Raw genomic sequence first — 23885 nt, 5'->3', positions numbered from 1 at the left:
CTACTTAAACGTCAGTTTAGAAATTTTCCCTTTTCCAGCAGCGAAAGCCACACTGTCATTTAAAAATCGAAGGGTATAATAGCTTTCATCGCTAAGGTGCTTCCAAGTAGCACCGCCGTCTTGACTGTAATCGACCCCCGCAAAACCCAAGGCAACCAAGCCCATTGCGTTGCTGTTAGGCACATATTGCACACAACTCCGATAACCCGGGCTTTGATCCTGTGCCACCACTTCCCAAGTTTTCCCGCCATCCTTTGTACGGATTTTATTGGAATGTTGACTTTTTGGTTTTGTATAATCGCCACCAATGGCAAATCCGTTTAGAGCATCATAAAAATCTATGGAATACATACCCGTCGTTTCAAGACCTTGAACAATTGGAGTCTCAAAAACATCCCAAGTCATTCCTTTATCCGAAGAATATAAAACACGACTCGATCGACCGCCAGTAGCCACCCAAGTTTGATCGCCTACAATCGCAATATTTGTATCACTCGCAGCAAAAGCGGCTTCACCTTCCATTGCTGGAGGTAGTATATCACATGATATTTTTTGCCATGTCAGTCCGCCATCTCTTGTAATCACCATACTCATGCAACCATCCGTTGGATCACCAATCGCAATGCCTTCTTTGGAATTCCAAAAATGAAGCGCATCATAAAAAGCAGCAGGATGTGTTTCTTCATACACCAATTCTTGATTTTTAAATAAATACGCTGGACTTCCAATGCTTAACGCAAAATAAGAATTCTCTACGATTGCCGAAGCTCGAAAATTTAGAGTATCCTCCGAAACCCTTTCGACTGCCATTTGTCCTGTTTTTGTATCATAAGTATAGACATCACCAATAGAGGATACAGCTTTTAAGGTTTGTTCATTAATTTCCAAAGCTCTAATATTGAGCAGAGAATCTTCAATCACCGATTCAATAATCAATTTAGAAAATGGAGTTGAAGGCGTTTTTTTTGAATGCTTACACCCCGTAAAAAAGAGGATGAACATTCCGATGGAGAGTGCGTATTTCATGATCGTTTTTATTTAGAAAAATTGAATTCTCAATATACATATTATCTGTAATAATTAGCATTATTAAACGTAACTTTGCAGCTATAACTAATTTACTTATGCGTTTACACAGAAACTTATGTTTTGCGGTCATCGACGGACTTTTACTGATCTTTAATGAAGGAGAATATGCTGACAAAGTCATTCAGAAATTATTAAAACGTGATAAACGTTGGGGAAGTCGCGACCGTGGATTTGTGGCTGAAACCACTTATGATATCGTACGCTGGAAACGTTTGTATGCAGAGATTGCGCAAATCAAAGAGCCATTTAGCAGAGATGATGCTTGGCGCTTGTTTGCAGTATGGGCAACGCTTAAAGGAGTGAAATTACCCGATTGGAAATATTTTGAAGGCACACCTTCTAGAAAAATAAAAGGGCGTTTTGACGAACTTTCCAAAGACCGGAAATACCGTGAATCCATTCCAGATTGGATTGATGAATTAGGTGTTAAAGAATTAGGCGAAGCCAAATGGACCAAAGAAATGGCCATGCAAAATAAACAAGCCAGTGTTATTTTAAGAACCAATACCTTAAAAACATCGAAAGCAGATTTAAAATTAAAATTAGAATCTGAAGGCATTGAAACCATCGAAATTGAGGGGTATCCTTACGCCTTACAACTGAAAGAACGCGCCAATGTATTTACAACGGAAGCGTTTAAAGATGGCTGGTTTGAAGTTCAAGATGCTTCTTCGCAATTAGTTGCTGATTTTTTAGATGTGAAACCAGGCATGAAAGTAGTGGATTGTTGTGCAGGCGCAGGTGGAAAAACCTTACACCTTTCTGCATTGATGGAAAATAAAGGCTCCGTCGTAGCGATGGATATTTACGAAAGTAAATTGAAAAAACTAAAAATTAGAGCCCGTCGTGATGGCGCCCATAATATTGAAATGAAAGTGATTGACTCTACAAAACCAATCAAAAAATTGCATGAAAAAGCGGATCGCTTATTGATTGATGCGCCTTGTTCTGGATTGGGAGTTTTAAGACGAAATCCAGATTCAAAATGGAAACTAGAACCTGAATTTATAGACCGAATCCGTAAAACTCAACAAGAGGTTTTGCAACAATATTCTAAAATGGTAAAGCCAGAAGGAAAAATGGTCTATGCCACTTGTTCAGTATTGCCTTCTGAAAATGAAACTCAAGTTAAAACCTTTTTAAAATCAGAATCTGGAAAAGATTTTACATTTATAAAAGACAAAAAAATACTGGCGCACGAAACTGGATTTGACGGATTTTATATGGCTTTATTAGAGAAAAAATAAGATGGTTTTATAATCCTTTTTGGGGATGTTCAAAACTGGTGAATAACTCCATAAATTAGGAAATAAAATCATTCAAAAATACTCTTAAAATCATTAAATTTGTAGGATCGAATAATATCCAAAACAAAACGAATGATTCATTTCTTTGGTACCCTAGATACAAAGGTATTTGCAGTTCAAACCGTAAACGAATTAACTCCCGAAACGATCGCCAAACTACAATGGCTTTTTGGTGACCAACCAAAAATAGAACAGACAACACTCAATTCAACTTTTGTAGGCCCACGTGCAGCAATGATTACGCCTTGGAGTACGAATGCCGTCGAAATTACCCAAAACATGGGTATTGAAGGGATTATTCGAATCGAAGAATTTCATACAATTGAAGAAGGTTTTTCTGATTTTGATCCTATGATTTCAGAAAAATTTGAAGGCTTACACCAGCAGAGTTTTGATATTGACATCACCCCAGAACCGATTTTGAATATCAATGATATTTCTGCTTACAACCAGCAAGAAGGACTGTCTTTAAATGCCGATGAAATTGAATACCTCAATCAAGTCAGTAAAAAAATAGGCAGACCCCTCACCGACTCGGAAGTCTTTGGATTTTCACAAGTCAATTCGGAGCATTGCCGCCATAAAATATTTAACGGAACCTTTGTAATTGATGGGGAAGAAAAACCAACTTCCCTTTTCAAACTCATAAAAGAAACATCTAAACAACACCCGAATACCATCGTATCAGCATACAAAGATAATGTTGCTTTTGTAAAAGGTCCCGTCGTAGAACAGTTTGCACCTAAAAGTGCTGACAAACCTGATTTCTATACCACAGAAGATTTTGAATCTGTAATTTCCATCAAAGCTGAAACGCATAATTTTCCCACCACTGTAGAACCTTTTAATGGGGCTGCAACAGGTTCTGGAGGCGAAATTAGAGACCGTCTCGCAGGCGGAAAAGGGTCGTTGCCCTTGGCAGGAACAGCGGTTTACATGACCTCTTACTCGCGATTAAATTCCAACCGACCTTGGGAAGCTGGATTTAAAGAACGGAACTGGCTCTATCAAACTCCCATGGATATTTTGATCAAAGCCTCTAACGGTGCTTCTGATTTTGGAAATAAATTTGGTCAACCCCTCATTTGTGGGTCGGTGCTCACATTCGAGCATCAGGAAGACGCCCAACGATTAGGATTTGATAAAGTCATCATGCAAGCTGGTGGGATTGGCTACGGAAAAGCCGATCAAGCACTGAAAGACACCCCTGAAAAAAATGATAAAATCGTCATCCTCGGAGGCGAAAATTACCGCATTGGAATGGGCGGCGCAGCTGTATCCTCTGCAGATACAGGCGCATTATCAAGCGGAATTGAATTAAATGCCGTACAACGTTCGAATCCTGAAATGCAAAAGCGTGCTGCAAATGCCGTGCGAGGCATGATTGAAAGTGAAGAGAATTTCATTGTATCCATACACGATCATGGCGCAGGTGGACATTTAAATTGCTTGTCAGAATTGGTCGAAGATACCGGAGGGCATATCGATTTAGATCAACTTCCAGTTGGCGATCCTACCCTCTCAAACAAAGAATTAATTGGCAACGAATCTCAAGAACGCATGGGGCTTGTGATTGCTGAAAAACATATTGATACCTTACAAAAAATTGCCGACAGAGAACGCTCGCCTATGTACACGGTGGGAAACGTAACCGGCGATCACCGTTTTGTATTTGAATCAAAATCTACAGGAAATAAACCTATGGATTTTAATTTAGAAGACATGTTTGGAAGCTCTCCTAAAACGATTTTAGAAGATAAAACCATTGTCAGAAATTACAAATCGGCTTCTTATGACAGCAGTTTATTTCAAATTTATCTTGAAGACGTTTTAAAACTTGAATCTGTCGCTTGTAAAGATTGGTTGACCAACAAAGTCGATCGTTGTGTGGGTGGTAAAGTTGCCAAACAACAATGTGTTGGCCCCTTACAACTCCCGCTCAATAATGTGGGTGTGATGGCCTTGGATTATTCAAGTCAAGAAGGGATTGCGACTTCTTTAGGACATGCGCCTGTGGCGGCACTTATTGACCCCAAAGCTGGGAGTCGTGCTGCCATTACTGAAGCACTTACTAATATTATTTGGGCCCCTTTAAAAGACGGTTTAGATAGTATCTCATTGTCTGCCAACTGGATGTGGCCTTGTAAAAATGAAGGAGAAGATGCACGCTTGTACAGCGCGGTGGAAGCCATTTCTGAATTTGCGATTGACTTAGGAATCAACGTTCCAACAGGAAAAGATTCACTCTCAATGAAACAAAAATATCCTGAAGGCGATGTGGTCTCTCCAGGGACGGTTATTATTACGGCGGCAGGAAACTGTAATGCGATTTCTAAAGTGGTAGAGCCTTTATTTAAACAAAATGCAGGTCCTATTTATTACATCAATATATCTCAAGATGCTTTTAAATTAGGCGGCAGTGCCTTTGGACAAATTTTAAATACCATTGGAACAGAAACGCCAAACGTACAAAGTGCAGCTTATGTGAAAACGGTATTTAATACACTTCAAGAGTTGATTCAAAACAATAAAATTGTAGCAGGTCACGATGTCGCTTCTGGTGGATTGATCACCACTTTATTAGAACTGTGTTTTTCAGATACCAATTTAGGAGCCGATTTGGATTTGAATTCCCTTGAAGAAGCAGACAGTATCAAACTGTTATTCTCCGAAAATTCAGGGATTGTATTTCAAGCAGTAGATGCCTCTGTAGCAGCCGAACTATCAAAAGTGTCTATTGATTTTTATGAACTTGGAACCGTGACAAATCAGCCTGTTTTAAACATTAAAAACGCATCGGATGATTTAGCTTTAAACATCAATGAATTAAGAGATGTGTGGTATGAAACCTCATATTTACTCGATCAAAAACAAACGGCTAATGGATTGGCAAAAGATCGATTTGATAATTATAAAACACAAGTACTTAACTATAAATTTCCACAACAGTTCACTGGGAAATTGCCTAATATCAACCTAACAAACAAACCAAAGGCCGCTATCATAAGAGAGAAAGGAAGTAACTCTGAACGAGAAATGGCAAACGCCATGTATTTGGCTGGTTTTGACGTGAAGGATGTGCACATGACCGATTTAATTTCGGGACGTGAAACTCTTGAACATATCCAGTTTATTGGAGCCGTTGGCGGCTTTAGCAACAGTGATGTTTTGGGCTCGGCTAAAGGATGGGCAGGCGCGTTTAAATACAATGAGAAGGCCAAATTGGCTCTCAAAAATTTCTTTGAGCGTCCAGACACGTTATCTGTCGGCATCTGTAATGGGTGTCAACTTTGGATGGAATTGGATTTGATCAACCCAGAACACGAAAAACATGGGAAATTAACATACAATGATTCTCAAAAACACGAAAGTGCGTTTACGTCGGTCACCATTCAGAAAAATAATTCGGTGATGCTTTCGTCTTTGGAGGGAAGTACACTTGGCGTTTGGATATCTCATGGGGAAGGGAAGTTTAAATTGCCTTATGAAGAGTCCAACTATAACATTGTCGGTAAATATGCCTACGATGCCTATCCCCACAACCCAAATGGTTCCGATTTTAACACCGCCATGATGTGTGATGCAACAGGGCGTCACTTGGTAACAATGCCGCATATTGAGCGTTCGACCTTTCAGTGGAATTGGGCACATTACCCTGAAAACAGAACTGATGATGTCTCGCCTTGGTTAGAAGGATTTGTGAATGCAAAACTGTGGTTAGAGGCCTTAAAATAAGATGTATTTATTTTTAAAGAATCAAATTTGATACTCTTTTAAAAATTAGTACTTTGCATGCTCACAAACTTATTACAATTCGATGAAACCAATTACGCGACTATTTGACTTTGCTTATTATCAATTAGAGACTCATAATTTAGAAGCCGCTTTGGTTTCTAAGAAAGATGGCGAATGGGTGAAAACATCCACAAAAGAATACCTCGATAAAGCAAATGCACTCAGTAGGGCCTTACTAAAAATGGGCGTTCAAAAAAATGATAAAATCGCCGTCATTTCGACAACCAACCGTACCGAATGGTGTATTGTCGATGTTGGAGTGCTTCAAGTTGGCGCGCAAAATATCCCGATTTATCCGACAATTTCTTCGGACGATTATGAATATGTTTTAAATCACAGTGAAGCTGTTTACTGTTTTGTATCCGATGAAGAGGTTTATAACAAGGTTCTCAAAGTAAAAGACAACACAAAACTGAAAAAGGTATTTAGTTTTGATGAAATTGAAGGTTGTGAAAATTATACAGAATTATTTGAACTGGGTGCCGATGAAAGTACGCAACCCGATGTTGAAACTCGAAAGGCAGAAGTCATTCCTTCAGATTTAGCAACTATTATTTATACCTCTGGAACGACTGGAAAGCCAAAAGGCGTGATGTTGTCTCATTACAATGTGGTTGAAAATGTGTTGGTAAGTATGCCACGTCTCCCCTTAATGGAAGGGACAACGCGCGTCCTTAGTTTTTTACCACTCTGTCATATTTTTGAACGTGTATTGATCTACATATATCAACATGCAGGGATCAGTATTTATTTTGCTGAAAGCATCGAGAAGATTGGCGAAAATGCTCAGGAGATCAAACCCAACCTGATGAGTGTGGTGCCACGCTTGTTAGAAAAAGTATTTAATAAAATAAACGCCAAAGGCAGCGAATTAACAGGGATCAAAAGAGCCTTGTTTTTCTGGGCCATCAAACTAGGCGAACGCTACGAACCGTACCAAGCCAACGGATTTTGGTATGAATTTCAATTAAAAATAGCTCGAAAATTAATTTTCAGCAAATGGAAAGCCGCGCTCGGTGGCGAGTTGCACACCATGGTTTCGGGAAGTGCAGCCCTGCACCCACGCTTGGCACGTATTTTTTGTGCATCGGGAATGATGATTATGGAAGGCTATGGCCTTACAGAAACGTCTCCAGTCGTTTCGGTGGGAATGCATACGGATCATCATTTTAAAATTGGAACGGTTGGAAAACCGATTTCTAATGTGGAAGTGAAAATTGCTGAGGATGGCGAAATTCTCATCAAAGGCCCAAACGTAATGGTAGGCTATTTCAAAGATCCTACAAAAACCGCGGAAGTCATGAGTGGCGATTATTTTCACACAGGTGATAAAGGTGAAATTGACCCCGATGGGTTTCTTAAAATCACGGGGCGTAAAAAGGAAATGTTCAAAACTTCGGGCGGGAAATACATCATTCCAACACTAATTGAAAATGATTTGAAAGAATCTAATTTCATCGAACAAGTGATGGTGATTGGTGAAAATAAAAAAATGCCAGCGGCTTTAATTCAGCTTAATTTTGAGTTTATCAAAGAATGGATCGTAAGAAAGAATATTGATCTTGAACCCACACCAGAAGCAATTTGTGCGTCTGACATCATCATTGATCGCATCCAGAAAGAAGTCAGCAAATCCAACCAAGGCTTTGGGAATTGGGAACAAATCAAACGGTTTGAGCTCACTCCAGATGTGTGGTGTATTGAAGGTGGGCACCTCACGCCTACCATGAAAATGAAGCGCAGTGTCATTTTTGACCTCTACAAAGATTTGGTTTCTAAAATTTATACAGACGATTAAATTTAGTTTAAGTTCCGTTGACTCTGAGTCACAAACTGTTAAAATCACGTGTATCTTTGGATGTACGTGATTTTTTTTATAAGTTTATCTTTGATTTTAGCTCCCAAGTCTAAATCTTCATAAGCAGCTTAACCAATTGTAAGCGATTTTTTTATTTAAATTTTAGATAACACTTGGGGAACTAGAGTGGTTCAATACACGCCAATTTGGGATGTATTGAACCACTCCAAACAAAATATAATGAAAATAAACACCACTAGTGGTTTATATACGCTAGTTATCGTTAAGAAAAATAATGTATAAATTCAGAAATAATACCACATTAGGGGGCATTCCAGAATATATTATAAATGATTTTGATGTCATTAAATTTATTGATTTAAAGGACTTAAAATCTTGTAAAGAAGGAAATTTTCTTATAGGTTCAGTTGTAAGAAATAAAAAATTTAATGATGCTAGATGTGATAGTGGTGAAATGACAATTTCGATAGATTGGGAAAATACCGACAAAGAGGAATGGACGCTTAGAGGTAAAGATTGTAAAAAGTATATTGGAATTGAAGCAACAAAAAAATTTAAAGCTATAAAAGGAAGTGGAGGATTATCAATTAAAAATCAACCTATAGCTATTGGTAATCCATACTCTTTATCGTTATCTCTTATTCCTAAAAACATATCTAAAGAAAAGAGAGAGGAGGTTATTCATTTAATTAGAGAAAGTATTGGTTTAGCAAAGGATGTAGCACTTTTAAAAGTGAATAACCCTAATGAATTAATTAAATTAATCACAAAAAAAATGAACAATAAGGTTAATCGGTACTCTTTAATTTCTTGCTCTAAAATGATTGAATATAAAGATAGAGTATTAAAAAATGGGTCTTTTAAAGAATTTAAAAAAGAAATAGATAAAAAATTTCATTCCAATGCTTTGCACTTAGATTATTTATTCATAAAACCAAATAGTTATTCCTTGGACAATGAATATCGAGTAATTTGGATTGGTCATAGCGGTAGCTTTTATTTAAATGTTCAGAGTCCTTTGACTCTAAATTATCAAAATGAAGAATTTACTATCTTAAAAGGAGTGTCATTTAAAAAATATTTCACTGTAATTGACTATAACGATAACAAAACCTAAACTGCATTAAAACGCAGTTTAGCCAAACCGTTACCTACCATTTGAATGAACGAAACCCCCGCTGCCGCACGAATCCTTTCGTGTGGTATCACAGCTCCACAAAATCTTTGACTTAGCGGATTATAAAAAAGTAAATAAACCAATCTCAACTATAAATTTAGAAATGCAATAAATGGTTCGTATTAAGAAAAAATATTTTTTAGTAATTAGTATTGGTCTCTTTTTAATTTCATTGAGTCAAAGAGCATATTGCACAAATGGTGATTGTGGTGAAATAGGCAGTGGAATGCTAATATTTTTATCTGGTTTTTTTGGTTTATTTATTGGAGGTGCATGTTTAACTTGGCTTGCCAATCCACTTTTAATTGTTTCCTGGATTCTATTTAATAGTAAGAAAAAAACTTCATTGGTATTGAGTTTAATATCACTGCTTATAGGGTTAAGTTTCCTTCTATTCAATGAAATTATTATAAATGAAGCAGGGAACTACGGAGAAATTACAGGCTATGAATTTGGTTATTGGTTATGGCTTCTCAGTATGGCTACTATGCTGATTGGAGGGATTTATATACAAATTAAAAATAGACAGATAAATAATTAACCCACTCCGTATTCTATGACTTAAACAAATAAAATTTCAATTAATTTTAAGCTGCATATTTCATAAAATCAACGTAAGGTGAATTTCTTTTAATCCCAGCTACCGCACGAATCCTTTCGTGTGGTGTGGGATTTATAACCAACGATAAACAACCTAAAAACTTACAGATTGATTCATCTGTTTTTTTTGATAATCGACAACACTAACGCAAATCAATAATAAACAGTTATACTTTTAGGATATAATTAAGCCCGTAAAAACACCTAAAGGATGAAGAAGTTTATAGCCACACGAAAGGATTCGTGCGACAGCGACGCAGTTAACCGTAAAGAAATACAAAATAATACTATGCATGCATAACTTTTTTGCTTTTTACTATGCATGCATAATATATTTACCTATCTTTGAGTTTAGATATTAAAATACGCATGAAAGATAAAACGATAGATTATGTTTTGAGAACCACATGGTTGGCGGTTCAAAAAATGTATAATGAAGAGGCTTCAGATAATGGAATCACAATGGCAACAGGTTTCACCCTCCTAAGTGTGGACCCACAAAATGGGACGCCTTCAACATCATTGGGTCCAAAAATGGGAATGGAAGCTACAAGTCTATCAAGAATTTTAAAAACCTTGGAAGGCTTGAGTTTAATTGAACGCTTACCCAATCCAAATGATGGTCGTGGTGTACTGATACATCTGACGGAATCGGGGCTTAAAAACAGAGAGGAAGTAAAACAAATTGTTTTACAGTTTAACAGTGTGATTAAAAATGAAATTTCAGAAGAAAAGCTGAACCACTTTTATGAAGTATCGGATTCTATTATGAACCTCATATCAAATAAAAAAATATTCTAACAACACTATATATACTTAGATGAAAACAAGACGAATCAAAAAAATTGCCATTATTGGATCTGGAATCATGGGCAGCGGAATTGCTTGCCATTTTGCCAATATTGGAGTCGATGTATTACTTTTAGATATTGTTCCCAGAGAACTCAACGCCAAAGAAAAAGCTAAAGGCTTAACTTTAGAAGACAAAGCTGTCAGAAACCGATTGGTGAACGAAGCCCTTACTACCTCTTTAAAATCAAAGCCCTCCCCTATTTACCATCAAAAATTCGCCCAGCGAATTACGACCGGTAACTTGGAAGATGACATCGCAAAAGTAGCCGATGTGGATTGGATCATGGAAGTGGTGGTTGAACGTTTGGACATCAAAAAAATGGTGTTTGAAAACTTAGAAAAACACAGAACGCCGGGCACTTTAATTACATCCAACACATCAGGAATTCCTATAAAATTCATGAGTGAAGGACGCAGTGACGATTTCCAAAAACACTTTTGTGGAACGCACTTTTTTAACCCTGCGCGTTATTTACAATTGTTTGAAATTATCCCAGGGCCAAAAACAGATCCCGAAGTTCTTGAGTTCTTAGGAAGCTATGGAGAGCAATTTTTAGGAAAAACGGCTGTCATTGCCAAAGACACCCCTGCATTTATAGGAAACCGTATTGGAATTTTTAGCATTATGAGTTTGTTTCATGCAGTTAAAGACATGGACATGACTGTTGAAGCTGTTGATAAATTAACAGGTCCCGTCATTGGCAGACCAAAATCGGCCACTTTTAGAACGGTGGACGTTGTTGGTTTGGACACCTTGGTACATGTTGCTAACGGAATTGCAGAAAACTGTAAAGACGATGAACGCTTAGAATCCTTTCAACTTCCAGATTTCATCAACACCATGGTGGAAAACAAATGGTTGGGCAGCAAAACGGGTCAAGGATTTTATAAGAAAAATGTATCTGCCGAAGGCAAAAAAGAAATTTTAACTTTAGACCTGAACACACTTGAATACCGTTCGGCTCAAAAAGCAAAATTTGCCACATTAGAATTAACCAAAACAATTGATAACGTCATTGATCGTTTCAAAGTTTTAGTTGCAGGAAAAGACAAGGCGGGCGAATTTTACCGTAAAAGTTTTACCGCACTCTTTGGTTACGTCTCTAATCGAATTCCTGAAATTACAGAGGAACTTTATAAGATTGACGATGCCATGAAAGCAGGATTTGGCTGGGAGCATGGCCCCTTCCAAATTTGGGATGCGATTGGCGTTGAAAAAGGAATTGAATTAATGAAAGCCGAAGGTTTGGAACCCGCTGCTTGGGTGAACGACATGCTAGCTTCTGGAAACACTTCTTTTTATACGGTTAAAAATGGAGCGACTTGTGCTTATGATATTCCTAAAAAGACACAAGAAAAAATCCCTGGGCAGGATAGTTTTATCATCCTAGATAACATTCGAAAATCTAACGAAGTCTTTAAAAATTCGGGCGTGGTGATTGAAGATTTAGGCGATGGCATTCTCAACTGTGAATTCCGTTCTAAAATGAACACCATAGGCGGGGATGTATTGGCAGGCTTAAATAATGCGATTGATTTGGCTGAAAAAGATTTTGCTGGTTTAGTCGTTGGAAATCAAGGGGCGAATTTTTCAGTGGGTGCTAATATTGGAATGATTTTTATGATGGCTGCAGAGCAAGAATATGACGAGCTCAATATGGCAATTAAATACTTTCAAGACACCATGATGCGCATGCGTTATTCCTCCATTCCAACGGTAGCAGCACCACACGGTATGGCTTTAGGAGGCGGTTGTGAATTGTCTTTACACGCCGATAAAATAGTCGCTGCAGCAGAAACCTATATGGGACTTGTAGAATTTGGTGTTGGGGTAATCCCTGGCGGAGGGGGTTCAAAAGAAATGGCTCTTAGAGCTTCCGATACCTTCCAAAAAGGAGATGTTCAATTGAATGTATTACAAGAACATTTTTTAACCATTGGGATGGCAAAAGTATCAACTTCTGCTTATGAAGCATTCGACTTAAACCTTTTGCAAAAAGGAAAAGATGTAGTAGTCGTCAATAAACACAGACAGATAGCGGTTGCAAAACAACATGCTAAATTAATGGCTGAAAGTGGATACACACAACCTATCATGAGAACGGATGTAAAAGTATTGGGCAAACAAGCTTTAGGGATGTTTTTAGTAGGAACAGACTCTATGCAGGATAGCAACTACATTTCGGAACACGATATGAAAATCGCTAACAAATTGGCGTATGTCATGGCGGGTGGCGATTTATCAGAACCAACGTTGGTATCTGAACAGTATTTATTAGACATTGAAAGAGAAGCTTTTTTGAGTCTCTGTACAGAACGAAAAACATTGGAACGTATTCAGCATATGTTGACGACGGGGAAACCGCTTCGTAACTAGTACAAAGTATAGAGTACAAAGTACTAAGACAGGTAACTAATAAAATATAATTTAAATGAAATTTTTTTAATCTTAATACTAACTACTTAATACTTAATACTAACTACTTAATACTAACTAACACTTATCCCCATGCACAAATTTGAAGATTTAAAAATATGGCAAAAAGCAATGGACATCACTGAAAAATGTTACAAAGCATCAGAAAATTTCCCCAAAGAGGAAAGATATGGTTTGACCTCTCAACTTCGAAGAAGTGCGGTTTCTATTCCTTCTAATATTTCAGAAGAGGCAGGAAGGAATACAAATGGAGAATTTAAGCAGTTCTTAGGAATTGCAAATGGTTCTTCTTATGAATTATTAACACAATTATATTTATCATCAAGGTTAAACTTAATAAAAGAAGAAAATGTAAGACCCATTATAAATGAAGTTCTTGAAGTCACAAAAATGAATTTCTCACTTCAAAGAAGTCTTAATACTTAATACTAAAAATCTTAATACCATGAATAGCAAACAAGCTTACATTGTAAAAGCCTACAGAACCGCCGTAGGGAAAGCACCAAAAGGTGTATTCCGTTTTAAAAGAACCGATGAATTAGCAGCTGAAACCATCAAATACATGATGAAAGAATTGCCTGATTTAGATCCAAAGCGTATCGACGATGTGATTGTTGGTAACGCGATGCCCGAAGGGTCACAAGGATTAAATATGGCACGACTCATCTCTTTAATGGGATTGGATATTGTAGATGTTCCTGGGGTCACCGTCAACCGTTTTTGTTCCTCTGGAATCGAAACGATTGGGATGGCAACTGCAAAAATTCAAGCTGGAATGGCTGATTGCATCATTGCGGGCGGTGCTGAAAGTATGAGCAGCGTTCCAATGACGGGTTATAAACCCGAACTCAATTACGACATCGTAAAAGCAGGTCACGAAGATTATTATTGGGGCATGGGAAATACGGCTGAAGCAGTTGCCAATCAGTTTAAAATTTCTCGTGAAGATCAAGATGCGTTTGCTTATAACTCTCACATGAAAGCCTTACGCGCACAAGCGGAAAATCGTTTTCAAGATCAAATTGTACCGATTGATGTAGAACAAACATATATTGATGCCAATGGAAAGAAAGCAACAAAATCCTATACAGTCACTAAAGATGAAGGTCCAAGAGCCGGAACGAGTAATGAAGCATTAGCAAAACTAAGAGCTGTCTTTGCTGCGGGTGGAAGCGTAACCGCAGGAAATTCATCACAAATGAGTGATGGTGCCGCCTTTGTCATGGTCATGAGTGAAGACATGGTAAAAGAATTAAACTTAGAGCCGATTGCACGATTGGTCAACTATGCAGCCGCAGGTGTCGAGCCAAGAATCATGGGGATTGGTCCCGTAAAAGCCATCCCAAAAGCATTGAAACAAGCCGGATTAAAACAAGACGATTTGTCTTTGATTGAACTCAATGAAGCCTTTGCTTCTCAATCGTTAGCAGTGATCCGAGAATTAAACCTCAACCCTGATATCATCAATCCAAATGGAGGCGCAATTTCATTAGGACACCCCTTAGGTTGTACAGGTGCAAAACTATCGGTTCAATTGTTTGATGAAATGCGAAAGCAAAAAATGAATGGAAAGTATGGAGCCGTCACCATGTGTGTGGGAACAGGACAAGGTGCGTGTGGGATTTTTGAATTCCTTAATTAGAAACAAGAGAGTAGAGAAAAAAGAGGAAAGAGGAAAGAGGAAAGAGGAAAGAAATTAAGACTAATGTGTGCTAAACAAAGACATAACTACAAAAATTTGAAAATTTGGAATCTCGGCTTGGAAATTACTAATGATATTTCGGATATTTTATTGGACTTCCCAAAGCACGAACGATATGGTTTAAGTACACAAATAAGTAGATGTTCTGTTTCAATGCCTAGCAATATTGCAGAAGGGTCTTCAAGAACAGATAAATCTTTTAGTCATTTTTTAGATATCTCTTTAGGATCATCGTTCGAGTTAGGAACACAATTATTAGAAGCAAAACATAGAAATTATATAAATAACGAAACTTTAAAAAAAATAGAAGAAAAAATAGAAGAATTCCAAAGAATGACAATGGGGTTTCAAAATAGTCTCAATTAGGGTCTATTCTCTATTTTCTATCTTCTTTAATCTATAAAAGAACATGGAAACAAACGACAAACAACTACTCAGAGGAGGTCAATTCTTAGTGAAAGAAACAAAATGTGAAGACGTATTCACACCTGAAGATTTTACGGAAGAGCAAACAATGATGAAGGAAGCGGTGATGGAATTCAACGACCGAGAGATCATTCCTCATAAGGCACGCTTTGAAGCTAAAGATTTTGCGTTAACAGAAGAGGTGATGCGAAAAGCTGGGGATATGGGCTTTTTAAGCGTTGCTGTTCCTGAAGCCTATGGCGGAATGGGAATGGGTTTTGTCTCGACTTGCCTGACTTGTGATTACATCTCTAGTGGAACTGGGTCTTTTAGTACTGCTTTTGGTGCACATACAGGAATTGGAACCATGCCAATTACCTTATATGGTACTGATGAACAAAAACAAAAATACGTACCAAAATTAGCTTCTGGAGAATGGTTTGGAGCCTATTGCCTTACAGAACCGGGCGCGGGATCAGATGCCAATTCAGGAAAAACAACGGCTGAATTATCTGCTGATGGAAAATCCTATAAAATCAATGGTCAAAAAATGTGGATCTCAAATGCAGGCTTCTGTAGTGTGATGATTGTATTTGCACGTATTGAAGGAGATAAAAATATTACGGGTTTCATTGTTGAATATGATGGTGACAAACCAAACGGTATCGTTTTGGGTGAAGAAGAACACAAATTAGGAATTCGTGCGTCTTCTACACGTCAAGTCTTTTTTAACGATTGTGTGGTACCTGTTGAAAACATGTTAGCGGGACGTGGTGAAGGTTTTAAAATCGCAATGAATGCACTGAACGTAGGTCGTATCAAACTGGCTGCGGCTTGTTTGGACTCGCAAAGACGTATCTTATCCATCGCTGTAAATTATGCTAAGGAACGTAAACAATTCGACACCCCTATTGCAGACTTTGGAGCCATTAAAGTAAAACTAGCTGAAATGGCATCGAATGCCTATGCTTGTGAGTCTGCAACTTATAGAGCTGCAAAAGATATTGAAGACCGAATCGCAATACGTGAAGCGGCTGGAAATACCCATCAAGAAGCCGAACTAAAAGGCGTTGAAGAATATGCGATTGAATGTTCCATCTTAAAAGTGGCGGTTTCTGAAGATGTACAAAATTGTGCCGATGAAGGAATTCAGATTTTTGGTGGTATGGGCTTCTCTGAAGAAACCCCTATGGAATCTGCTTGGAGAGATGCTAGAATTACACGTATTTATGAAGGTACCAACGAAATTAACAGAATGTTGTCTGTGGGTATGCTCGTTAAAAAAGCAATGAAAGGACATCTTGATTTATTAGGCCCTGCATCGAAAGTTCAAGAAGAACTCATGGGCATTCCCTCTTTTGAAACACCCGATTACTCTGAATTATTTTCAGAAGAAAAAGAAATGATTAAGAAATTGAAAAAGACGTTCTTGATGGTTGCTGGGGGTGCGGTTCAAAAATATGGACCTCAACTTGAAGAGCATCAACAATTGTTAATTGCTGCTGCTGATATCTTAATTGAAATCTACATGGCAGAATCTTCAATTTTACGAACGGAGAAAAATGTGAAGCGCACAAGTCAAAAAGAGCAATCGGCACAAATAGCGATGGCTAAATTATATTTATACCATGCCGTAGATACCGTTGAAGAAAAAGGAAAAGAAAGTATTATCTCTTTTGCTGAAGGCGACGAACAACGCATGATGTTAATGGGACTGAAGCGTTTTACAAAATATGCGAACTATCCGGATATTGTAGATTTACGTATTGAAATTGCAGAAAAAGTCAAAGAAGAAAATGGCTATTGTTTTTAACCAATTTAACTAGTGAAGAAACGTCTCAAAGTGATTTGAGGCGTTTTTTTTTATTCAAAATGTACAGTCTTAGAGTGCTAAGTTTAAAAATTGTTTAACTTTAGAAAAAAAATATGAAAACCAAATCTCTATTTTTAATCCCAATTTTGCTTTTAAGCATGTTGATTAATGGACAAAGTTTAAAATCAGACTCAGAGACCTTTACACGTCAAGACTCTCTAAGGGGTAGCATTACTCCAGAACGTGTATGGTGGGATTTGAATTATTACCATTTAGATATTTCAGTCCATCCTGAAACGAAATCCATCGAAGGGAAAAATACCATTCAGTACACAATTCTTGAACCCTATCAAACACTTCAAATTGATTTACAGCCGCCTATGAAACTGACGAAAGCAGTTCAAGATGGAGAAGAATTAGTGGTCGTAACGGAAGGCAACGCTCATTTTATCTCCTTAAAAAAACCACAGACTGCCATTGGATCTCAGGAAGAAATTGAGGTCTTTTACGAAGGTAAACCAAGGGTAGCCGTCCGAGCGCCTTGGGATGGTGGCATCTCATGGAAAAAAGATTCTAACGGTAATGATTTTATAGCCTCTTCCTGTCAAGGCTTAGGCGCCAGTGTATGGTGGCCTAATAAAGACCATATGTACGATGAAGTGGACAGCATGAAAATTAGTGTGAATGTTCCAAAACACTTGATGGACGTTTCTAATGGACGGCTAGAATCAATTGAAGAACACGACGACAATACCACCACCTACAATTGGGTCGTAACAAACCCCATTAACAACTATGGTGTGAACATCAATATTGGGGATTATGTACATTTCTCTGAAATTTATGAAGGCGAAAAAGGCCCTCTAGACATGGACTATTATGTTTTAAGAGACCATCTAGAAAAAGCTAAAAAACAATTCAAAGATGCTCCAAAAATGATGAAAGCCTTTGAACATTGGTTTGGACCCTACCCTTTTTATGAAGACAGTTTCAAATTAGTGGAAGTGCCGTATTTAGGAATGGAACACCAAAGTTCTGTCACCTATGGAAATGAATTCAAACAAGGTTATTTGGGAAGGGATTTATCAGGAACCGGTTGGGGATTGAAATTTGATTTTATTATCATCCACGAATCGGGGCATGAGTGGTTTGCAAATAACATTACGTATAAAGATGCAGCGGACATGTGGGTTCACGAAGGGTTTACGGCCTATTCAGAAAATCTGTTTTTAGATTATCATTACGGAACAGAAGCTTCTGCAGACTATGTGATTGGAACCCGAGCGAACATTCGAAATGACAAACCGATCATTGGGACCTATGATGTGAATTCTGAAGGCTCATCTGATATGTATTACAAAGGCTCCAATCTGCTCCACACACTACGCCAACTCGTAAATGATGATGAAAAATGGCGACAATTGTTAAGAGGATTGAACGAAACATTCTACCATCAAACCGTCACCACTCAAGAGATTGAAACCTATATGAGTGAATTTTCAGGTTTAAATTTAACCGCCTTTTTCAATCAATACCTTCGGGATGTTCGAGTTCCGACTTTAGAGTATTCTATAAAAGATAATGAATTGAGCTATCGCTGGATCAATATTGTAGATGGGTTTCAAATGCCTATTGAAGTAGAAATCAATGAAGAAAAACAATGGCTCTACCCTACTGCCGATTGGAAAAAAATGGAAATCAATTCTACAAAAATCAACATCGATAGAAACTTTTATATCGATCACAAACAACTAAACTAAAAACATTTTCTAATGAGAACTATACTATCAATCTTACTATTAATGTTCAGTTTTAATGGGTTCGCACAAGAATTTTCCATGGAACTTCTTAAAAACAAAACCCCTCGAAACATAGGGCCTGGCGGCATGTCGGGACGGGTCACTTCTATTGATGTGGTGCATTCCAATCCTGATATCATGTATGCAGGTACCGCTTCTGGTGGCTTGTGGAAATCCACTTCGGGAGGTATTAAATGGGCACCCATTTTTGAAGACGAAGCGACTGCTTCTATTGGCGCTGTTGCCGTTCAACAATCCAATCCAAGTGTCATTTGGGTAGGAACTGGCGAAGGCAATCCCCGTAACAGTTTGAACGGCGGTTATGGCATCTATAAATCCTTAGATGGTGGTAAAAATTGGATGTTGATGGGCTTAGAAAAAACCCGACATATTCATCGTGTTATTATTGACCCTACAAATCCGAATACGGTGTATGCAGCAGCCATTGGATCGCCTTGGGGAGAGCACCCAGAACGAGGGGTGTATAAAACCACCGATGGCGGAAAAACATGGAATAAAATATTATATACAAATCAAAAAAGTGGTGCAGCGGATTTGGTGATGGACCCTCAAAACCCTAATAAATTAATCGCAGCCATGTGGGAACACAAACGCGATCCTTGGTTTTTTAATTCTGGTGGCGAAGGCTCTGGACTGTACAGCACTTACGATGGTGGCGACACATGGAAAAAAATAAGTTCTGAAGATGGATTGCCCGAAGGGAATTTAGGACGCATTGGCATCGCAATTGCTCCTAGCAAACCCGATGTTATTTATGCGCTGATCGAGGCCAAAAAGAATGCTTTATACAAAAGTACCGATGGTGGTGTCAACTGGAAAATGGTCAGTGATAACATGGACGAAATCGGAAATCGCCCTTTTTATTATGCAGATATTTATGTCGATTCTCAAAATGAAAATCGGTTGTTTTCAATTTTCACCTACGTCAATGTAAGTGAAGATGGCGGAAAAAGTTTCAAACAACTCATGCCAGCTTACGGCGTAGATAATGGCATTCACCCCGATCATCATGCGTGGTGGATACATCCCACAAATGGTGATTTTATGATAGATGGAAACGATGGCGGTATGAACATCACCAAAGATGGTGGCGACAGCTGGCGTTTTATCGGAAATTTACCCGTCGCACAATTTTACCATATCAATATAGATAATGAATTTCCTTACAATGTGTATGGAGGCATGCAAGACAACGGTTCTTGGAGAGGTCCCGCCTATGTATGGCGTGCGCAGGGCATCAGAAATTCGTATTGGCAAGAAATAAGTTTTGGGGATGGATTTGACGTGATCCCCGATAAGGACGATTCTCAATTTGGATGGACCATGAGTCAAGAAGGCTATGTAAGTCGTTACGACTGGAAAACAGGGAATAATTACATTGTACGACCCACACACCCAGATGCAGATGTCACCCTTCGGTTCAATTGGAATGCAGCGATTAATATAGATCCCAACTCAAATAATACTTTATACTTTGGAAGTCAGTTTGTGCATAAATCAACCGATAAGGGTGAGACATGGCAAATTATTTCTCCCGATTTAACCACCAATGATCCCGATAAATTAAAACAACACGAAAGCGGCGGATTGACCATGGATGCGACAGGTGCTGAAAATCATTGTACCATCTTAGTCATCGAGCCTTCAGAAGTGGAAGCAAACATGCTTTGGGTAAGTACCGATGATGGTCGTGTGCACTATACACAAGATGGAGGCACCCAATGGACTGAGGTCACTAAAAACATTAAAGGCTTGCCAAAAGGGAGCTGGGTTCCACAAATCAAAGCATCTAAAACAAATAAGGGCGAAGCACTTTTAGTTGCCAATGATTACAGACGCTTTAATTATACGCCCTATGTCTATCGCACTACAAACTATGGAAAAAATTGGGAACGCATTGTCGATGCTACAGATGTAACCAGTTATGCATTATCCATTGTAGAAGATGAGGAAGAACCGAATCTATTGTTTTTAGGAACTGATGATGGTCTTTATATTTCTATCGACCACGGCACCAAATGGACCAAATGGACCGAAGGATTCCCAACCGTTTCGGTAAAAGATTTAATAATTCACCCCCGTGAGCATGACTTAGTCATTGGAACTTTTGGACGAGCGGCTTGGGTATTGGACGACATTCGCCCGTTGAGAGCCATCGCGAAAGATCAAAATGTACTTCAAAAAACAGTGCATTTGTTTGATCCACCTACCGCCTACCAAGCGGCGTATCAACAACCCACGGGAAGTCGATTTGGCGGGGATGCCTTGTTTAATGGTGAAAACCGAGACAGTGGCGCACAGTTTTCATATTATTTAACCGTGCAAGAAAAAGATTCAAAAGCGGATGAGGAAGAAAATGATGATGAGAATGAAGAGGAAGAAGAAATGACGACAAAAGTCAAATGGGATTCTTTACAGCTTCAACTATTTGATGGGGAACGGCTTATTAGAACCCTCAAACAGAAAGCTCCTAAAGAAAGTGGAATGCATACTTGGAAATGGAACATGGACGAAAAAGGCGTCGAATGGCCATCTAAAATAATAAGTAAATCAAAACGAGAACCTTCTGGAGTCCAAGTTCTCCCTAGCTCCTACCGTGCGGTGGTCAGTTATGGCGATCAAATTTCGGAAACTGTTATTGAAGTTCAGAGCGACCCTCGAATTCCCTACGATGTAGAAGCAACTCAAGATGTATATAATACGATGAAAGCTTTAGAACATCAGCAAGAAATGACGGGCAATGCCGTCAAACAACTGGTAGAAAGTAAAAACATCGTTTCTGAGTTTTCAGATAAACTGAACAAAAAAGACAAAAAAATAAATAAAGAGGCTCTAAAAAATTGCAAAGAAATCACCAAAAAATTAGATACTATTTTGGCCCTCTATTTTGGGAAAGACGATAAACGTCAAGGGATTACAAGTGACCCTGTGGTTTCTGTGACAGAGCGCATTGGGACGGCTTCGTATTATATCAGCACACGTCAGCATGGAATCACAGATACGGAACACAGCCTTGTGAAACAAGCAAAAACAGCTATTGATAGTGCCTTAAAAACCACGAACAGCTTTTTTGAAGCTGAATGGCTCACATTTCAAACTGAAATGGAAGCCAAGGATCTGTCTCCATTTAAGACGATAGAAACATTTAAACTAAAAAATTAAACTCCATTCTTATGCGGTTGCGATTTTTTAACTAACTTTCGAGGAACTAAATTTAAAATGAAAAAAATGAAAAATTCGATTCTAGCTTTACTTCTTATTTTCAGTGTATTATCCTGTAAACAAGAAGTCAAAAAAACAAATACGTCTGACAAAGACATGCTTAATACCGAGCAAAAACAAGAACCCGTTCAAAAGATGCGCTCTTTAACAATCGCTCTCAGCCCAAAAAGTAACAGTACAGTGACTGGAACGGCTAAATTTGTAGAAACCAACGGCATGGTTCAGATGACTGCGGTCATCAAAGGACTTTCCGAAGGATCTCATGCGATACATATTCATAAAACAGGTGATTGTACATCTACAGATGGGAAATCGGCTGGAGGGCATTGGAATCCAACGGCGCAACCACATGGAAAATGGGGTGCTGAAACGGGCTACCACAAAGGAGATATTGGGAATTTTATGGTTAAAAACGCAGCGGATGATACAACCGTTGAGTTTAGTACAGATGAATGGTGTATTGGCTGTGGAGATGACACAAAAGATATCCTAGGCAAAGGCGTTATTGTGCACCAAGGTATGGACGATTTTACATCTCAACCCTCAGGAGCTGCTGGCAGCCGTGTGAGTTGTGGAGGAATTATCGAATAATTTAATTTAAAAAAAACGATACAAAGCTACTTGTAATGAGTAGCTTTTTTAATTTTACATCAAATACGTTGCAGAATGAACCCATCAGGAAGCGGTTGGATTACGAAACTTTTAAAGCTACTCAAAGCACATTCAGAACATGAATTTGAGTCTTTGGAGCAGTTGTATCCAAAACTTAGAAATGTGGGGTTTTTATATGGGAGTAATATGGCCACACTTAGCCATATCGCTGACAATCCAGATTATACTAAGGAAGAGCGTTGTAAAATCAATTTAGTGATTGCCTTGTACGCAGTCCATTCTAATACGAAATCGACTGAACCCTTTGAAAAAAGTTTATTAAAGTTTTATAAAGAAATCACCTTATATAAATCAACCTTTATACGTACCATTCTAGGGAACAATCTAGAATCTATTCTTCATAAACGCATTCATATTGACAATAATATTCTGACTAAAAATTTTAGTTTTTTTGTGACGAATGCCCTCCTATTTATGGATGTGATGGCGTACCAAGAATATTTAAAAGGAGAAAAAAACGCCATCCTTTATTTAAATCAGTTTGAAAATTCCATTAGAACGTTGGTGTTAACGGCTTTAAATTCTAAATCGCTGAAAACATCTTATGATGACAGTTTGATTAAACTTTTAGAGTCTTCATTTCGATTCACAGAAAACGCTTCCCATAACTATAAAACGGTTATAGATGCTGCTCCCTCAGAATTAGAATCTTTATATTATTTAGATTTGGCGTGCATGTCCACTTGGAGTGATCTCAAACTTGAAGCAGCAGAACAAGAATTTTTAAATATATTAGGATCTGATCTTGGAATTTCAAAGACTCTAATTGATCAATCTATAACTTCGGTAGAAATATTTTATAAAACGCATAAAAACAAAATAGCACTTTTAAACTCCAAAAACAGTGTGCAAAGTTTTTATGACCATACCAGTTTGATGGTGCGTAAGTTGATTTCAAGAAATAGCAAACGCCTGTTTAAAGAATTAAAAGAAAGCAAGGAATTGGTGAAGTTGTTATCGCAATCGACCCAAAGAGAGCTGAATGATGCCGAACAAAAACAAATGCAAGAACAGTTGTTGGACCTCTTAAAATCGATTCCAAGTTTAGCCATTTTCTTATTACCTGGTGGTGCTTTATTATTGCCGCTATTTGTGAAATTTATCCCTAAATTATTACCCTCTGCTTTTGATGACAACAGAATAAAAGATTAACTCATAAAAATACTACCTTTGGG

General features: G+C 38.1%; 16 protein-coding genes. 15 read left to right on the top strand and 1 reads right to left on the bottom strand.

Features of this window, described 5'->3' with window-relative positions:
• A complete protein-coding gene (locus FORMB_RS11315; protein WP_069677564.1) occupies window positions 1-1026 on the bottom strand; it encodes a WD40/YVTN/BNR-like repeat-containing protein in 1026 nt (341 codons plus the stop codon).
• Between the two features lie 98 nt (window positions 1027-1124).
• Here FORMB_RS11315 and FORMB_RS11310 point away from each other — a divergent pair, with 98 nt between their 5' ends.
• From FORMB_RS11310 to FORMB_RS11240, 15 genes are all read left to right on the top strand, one after another.
• The gene (locus FORMB_RS11310) at window positions 1125-2336 is read left to right on the top strand and encodes an RsmB/NOP family class I SAM-dependent RNA methyltransferase (protein WP_069677563.1); all 1212 of its coding nucleotides are present in this window, start codon (window positions 1125-1127) and stop codon (window positions 2334-2336) included.
• A 132-nt stretch (window positions 2337-2468) separates the two neighbouring features.
• Window positions 2469-6131, top strand: coding sequence for a phosphoribosylformylglycinamidine synthase (purL, locus tag FORMB_RS11305; RefSeq protein WP_069677562.1), 3663 nt, complete (start codon window positions 2469-2471; stop codon window positions 6129-6131).
• 82 nt (window positions 6132-6213) lie between these two features.
• Complete coding sequence (locus FORMB_RS11300; RefSeq protein WP_069677561.1) at window positions 6214-7989, top strand: AMP-dependent synthetase/ligase; 1776 nt, start codon at window positions 6214-6216, stop codon at window positions 7987-7989.
• Window positions 7990-8284: 295 nt separating this feature from the next.
• Entirely contained in the window at window positions 8285-9127 is an 843-nt protein-coding gene (locus FORMB_RS11295) for a hypothetical protein (protein WP_069677560.1), read from the top strand.
• Between the two features lie 172 nt (window positions 9128-9299).
• Window positions 9300-9728, top strand: coding sequence for a hypothetical protein (locus FORMB_RS11290; protein WP_069677559.1), 429 nt, complete (start codon window positions 9300-9302; stop codon window positions 9726-9728).
• Between the two features lie 428 nt (window positions 9729-10156).
• Complete coding sequence (locus FORMB_RS11285) at window positions 10157-10588, top strand: MarR family winged helix-turn-helix transcriptional regulator (RefSeq protein WP_069677558.1); 432 nt, start codon at window positions 10157-10159, stop codon at window positions 10586-10588.
• 19 nt (window positions 10589-10607) lie between these two features.
• Window positions 10608-13016 carry a 3-hydroxyacyl-CoA dehydrogenase/enoyl-CoA hydratase family protein gene (locus tag FORMB_RS11280; RefSeq protein ID WP_069677557.1) on the top strand — a complete coding sequence of 803 codons (2409 nt, stop codon included), beginning with the start codon at window positions 10608-10610 and terminating at the stop codon, window positions 13014-13016.
• A gap of 132 nt (window positions 13017-13148) precedes the next feature.
• Complete coding sequence (locus FORMB_RS11275) at window positions 13149-13502, top strand: four helix bundle protein (RefSeq protein ID WP_069677556.1); 354 nt, start codon at window positions 13149-13151, stop codon at window positions 13500-13502.
• Between the two features lie 19 nt (window positions 13503-13521).
• Window positions 13522-14718 (top strand): acetyl-CoA C-acyltransferase, encoded by a 1197-nt coding sequence (locus FORMB_RS11270; protein WP_069677555.1) that lies wholly within the window; start codon window positions 13522-13524, stop codon window positions 14716-14718.
• A 63-nt stretch (window positions 14719-14781) separates the two neighbouring features.
• Window positions 14782-15144 carry a four helix bundle protein gene (locus FORMB_RS11265; RefSeq protein WP_069677554.1) on the top strand — a complete coding sequence of 121 codons (363 nt, stop codon included), beginning with the start codon at window positions 14782-14784 and terminating at the stop codon, window positions 15142-15144.
• Between the two features lie 43 nt (window positions 15145-15187).
• Window positions 15188-16996, top strand: coding sequence for an acyl-CoA dehydrogenase family protein (locus tag FORMB_RS11260; RefSeq protein WP_069677553.1), 1809 nt, complete (start codon window positions 15188-15190; stop codon window positions 16994-16996).
• 113 nt (window positions 16997-17109) lie between these two features.
• On the top strand, window positions 17110-18756 hold the full coding sequence (locus FORMB_RS11255) for a M1 family metallopeptidase (protein ID WP_069677552.1): 1647 nt from the start codon (window positions 17110-17112) through the stop codon (window positions 18754-18756).
• Window positions 18757-18768: 12 nt separating this feature from the next.
• The gene (locus FORMB_RS11250; RefSeq protein ID WP_069677551.1) at window positions 18769-21978 is read left to right on the top strand and encodes a WD40/YVTN/BNR-like repeat-containing protein; all 3210 of its coding nucleotides are present in this window, start codon (window positions 18769-18771) and stop codon (window positions 21976-21978) included.
• Window positions 21979-22044: 66 nt separating this feature from the next.
• Complete coding sequence (locus FORMB_RS11245) at window positions 22045-22629, top strand: superoxide dismutase family protein (RefSeq protein ID WP_083243991.1); 585 nt, start codon at window positions 22045-22047, stop codon at window positions 22627-22629.
• Between the two features lie 75 nt (window positions 22630-22704).
• The gene (locus FORMB_RS11240; RefSeq protein WP_069677549.1) at window positions 22705-23862 is read left to right on the top strand and encodes an LETM1-related biofilm-associated protein; all 1158 of its coding nucleotides are present in this window, start codon (window positions 22705-22707) and stop codon (window positions 23860-23862) included.
• The last annotated feature ends 23 nt before the right edge of the window (window positions 23863-23885 follow it).

Origin of the sequence: Formosa sp. Hel1_33_131 (assembly GCF_001735745.1) — a bacterium.
Taxonomy (GTDB): domain Bacteria; phylum Bacteroidota; class Bacteroidia; order Flavobacteriales; family Flavobacteriaceae; genus Hel1-33-131.
The sequence above is the reverse complement of the archived record's forward strand: the minus strand, read 5'-3'. Positions and strand labels throughout refer to the sequence as shown.